The sequence below is a fragment of the Henriciella sp. genome, assembly GCF_049649345.1.
Lineage (GTDB): Bacteria > Pseudomonadota > Alphaproteobacteria > Caulobacterales > Hyphomonadaceae > Henriciella.
The window spans coordinates 1-2,472 of record NZ_JBARZC010000645.1 but is presented as its reverse complement, the minus strand read 5'-3'; the positions used below and the strand labels follow the sequence as shown (position 1 = coordinate 2,472).

Sequence of the window (2,472 nt, the reverse complement as noted above, 5' to 3'; positions counted from 1 at the left end):
GGCCTTGATAGGGCGTCTTCTTGATCCCGCGCGTGACCATCAGACGGATGTGAACGCCGTCGCTCATATCCTGTGCTTTCAGGCAGTCGAACAGGCGCTGCGTCAGCTCTGCCTTCGTAAGCCCGATATCCATGTCGATGGTCTTGGCGCCTGCATAGAGGCGTTTGAGATGCTCATCGAGAAAGGCGATCCCGCCATCCTTGACGCGCAGCCCCTCCCACACGCCATCACCAAGCAGATAGCCGCTGTCAAAGACGGAAACAGTCGCCTCTTCACGCCGCTTCAGCTCGCCATTGACCGAGATCAGAACGTCCGCATTGCGCGGATCGTAGACAAAATCGTGAACGCCGTGGGGTTCGTCTTCCATGTGTCTCCTCGTCCTGACTTCCCCGCGCTCGCCCTTCGACTTCGCTCAGGATGAGCGCGTATGTCGGGCCGGTCCGGATAGCAAATAGAAACGGCCCTTTTCGTGTATGGCAGGCGCTGTCCGCGACTTCGACAAGGATTTCAATTCTGTCCAGTCGCTGCGCATAAAAGCTTCCTTCTTTGCCCGCGACCAGCCTTTCAGCTGCATTTCAAACGCGACCATATCGGATGGATCGTCGAACTGACAGCTCCACAACAATTCAACGGGCCGGTAGCGATAGGTGTAAGCTTTCGGATCGGTTCCATGATTGTGCTGATACACTCGAGTGTCGACATCCTGGCCGCGATAAGATCCCACATAATAGGAGCCGTTCGAACATCTCAGAATATAGACAAAGAACTTCATGCGGACCCCTAGCGCTCATCCTGAGCGAAGTCGAAGGACGAGCGCGGGCGGGGGTACTAACCGACACGCCTTTCCACGCCTTCCCAATGCGGCTCTCGAAGGTCCTTTCTCAGGATCTTGCCGGACGGGTTTCGCGGGAGGGCAGGAACAAAATCGACGGATTTGGGGCATTTGTAGCCAGCGATCCTTTCCCGGGCCCACGCGATGATGCTGTCAGGATCGGGCGTCCCGCCGTCCTTCAGGACGATGATGGCTTTTACTTCCTCGCCCCATTTCTCGCTGGGGACACCGATCACGGCAACGTCGGCCACATCGGGATGGCCGAAAATCGCATTCTCGACTTCGGCCGGATAGATGTTCTCGCCGCCCGACACGATCATGTCCTTGATCCGGTCATGGATGAACAGGAAACCGTCTTCGTCGAAATAGCCGGCATCGCCGGTGTGGAAGAAGCCGCCCTTCAGGGCGTCTTCAGTTGCCTCTTTGCGGTTCCAGTAACCCTTCATGACAAAGTCTGCCCGGATCACAATCTCGCCGACGTCGCCTTGGGGAACCGGGTTGTCGTCAGGATCGACAACGCGGACAATGGAGCCCGGATATGGCACGCCGCAGGAGCGCAGCTTCCCCCAGGCCGGATCGTGCGCCTCATGGGGCAGGAAGGTGCCGAGACCGACGGTTTCGGTGAGCCCGTAAAGCTGGGTAAACCGCGCGCCGAACAGGTCGATGGCGCGCTTCAGCAGGTCTTCTGCGATCGGCGAGGCGCCATAGGAAATCGTCTTGAGCGATGAGAAATCGCGCTCGTCGACACCGGGGACCTGCGTCAGGATGAGGATCACCGCCGGGACCCAGAAGGCATGATTGATCTTGTGCTCCTCGACAAGGTCCAGGATCGCCATCGGGTCGATCTCGCGGAGCACAACCGTCTTTGCCCCCTGCGCAGCGGCCAGTACGCCGATATTGCAACCGGCCACATGGAAGAGCGGCATCGCGTTCATCACCGCATCGCCATCATCATAATTGGCCCAGTCCAGCTTGGCGGCGAGGTCGAACACGCAGCGATAGTTTGCATTGGTCAGCATCACGCCTTTGGGCAGGCCGGTCGTGCCGGAGGTGTAGAGCTGGATGACGTCATCATCGTCTTCGGTCTTGATGCCGGGCGCATCCGGAGACTGTTCGTCGCGCCAGCTCGCATAGGCCGGGCGATTGTCGACGCCGCCATCGATGGCGATCACCTGTTTAAGCGATGGGCATTCCGGGACGATATGCGCGGCGATCTCATAGAATTCCCTCGCCACGAACAGGACTTTCGCATCGCTGTCCGACAGGATGAACTGCATTTCCGGCGCTGCGAGGCGATTGTTGATGCCCGTCATTGCAGCGCGCGCCTTGGCGCAGCCGAACAGCATCTCGTAATAGACGCCCATATTCTTGCCGAGATAGGCGACGCGGTCTCCCGGTTCGATGCCGAGGGCGACCAAGCCATTGGCGACCTGGTTGGCGCGGGTCTCAAGCGCCTTGAAGCTCGTGGCTTCACCTTCAAACCACAGGGCCGTCTTGTCCGGAATCCGCTCACCCTGCACTCGGGTGATGTCGGCGAGATGGGGCATGGCGACCGGATCAAGCATGTTCTGGGCTTCCTCTTGAGCTTCTGTGTAATTTGTTTACTCGCTTGAAAGCGGTTTCCAGGCGCTGGGGCAACC

General features: G+C 59.0%; 3 protein-coding genes. All 3 read right to left on the bottom strand.

Features of this window, described 5'->3' with window-relative positions; all coding sequences use genetic code 11:
* The coding region (locus WA989_RS17755) for an aminotransferase class IV (protein ID WP_424341804.1) at positions 1 to 367 on the bottom strand (367 nt) is incomplete at its 3' end.
* Between the two features lie 45 nt (positions 368 to 412).
* A complete protein-coding gene (locus tag WA989_RS17750; protein ID WP_424341803.1) occupies positions 413 to 772 on the bottom strand; it encodes a GIY-YIG nuclease family protein in 360 nt (119 codons plus the stop codon).
* A 56-nt stretch (positions 773 to 828) separates the two neighbouring features.
* Positions 829 to 2,397: a long-chain-fatty-acid--CoA ligase gene (locus WA989_RS17745; RefSeq protein ID WP_424341802.1), complete on the bottom strand. Its 1,569-nt coding sequence runs from the start codon at positions 2,395 to 2,397 to the stop codon at positions 829 to 831.
* Between the last annotated feature and the right edge of the window lie 75 nt (positions 2,398 to 2,472).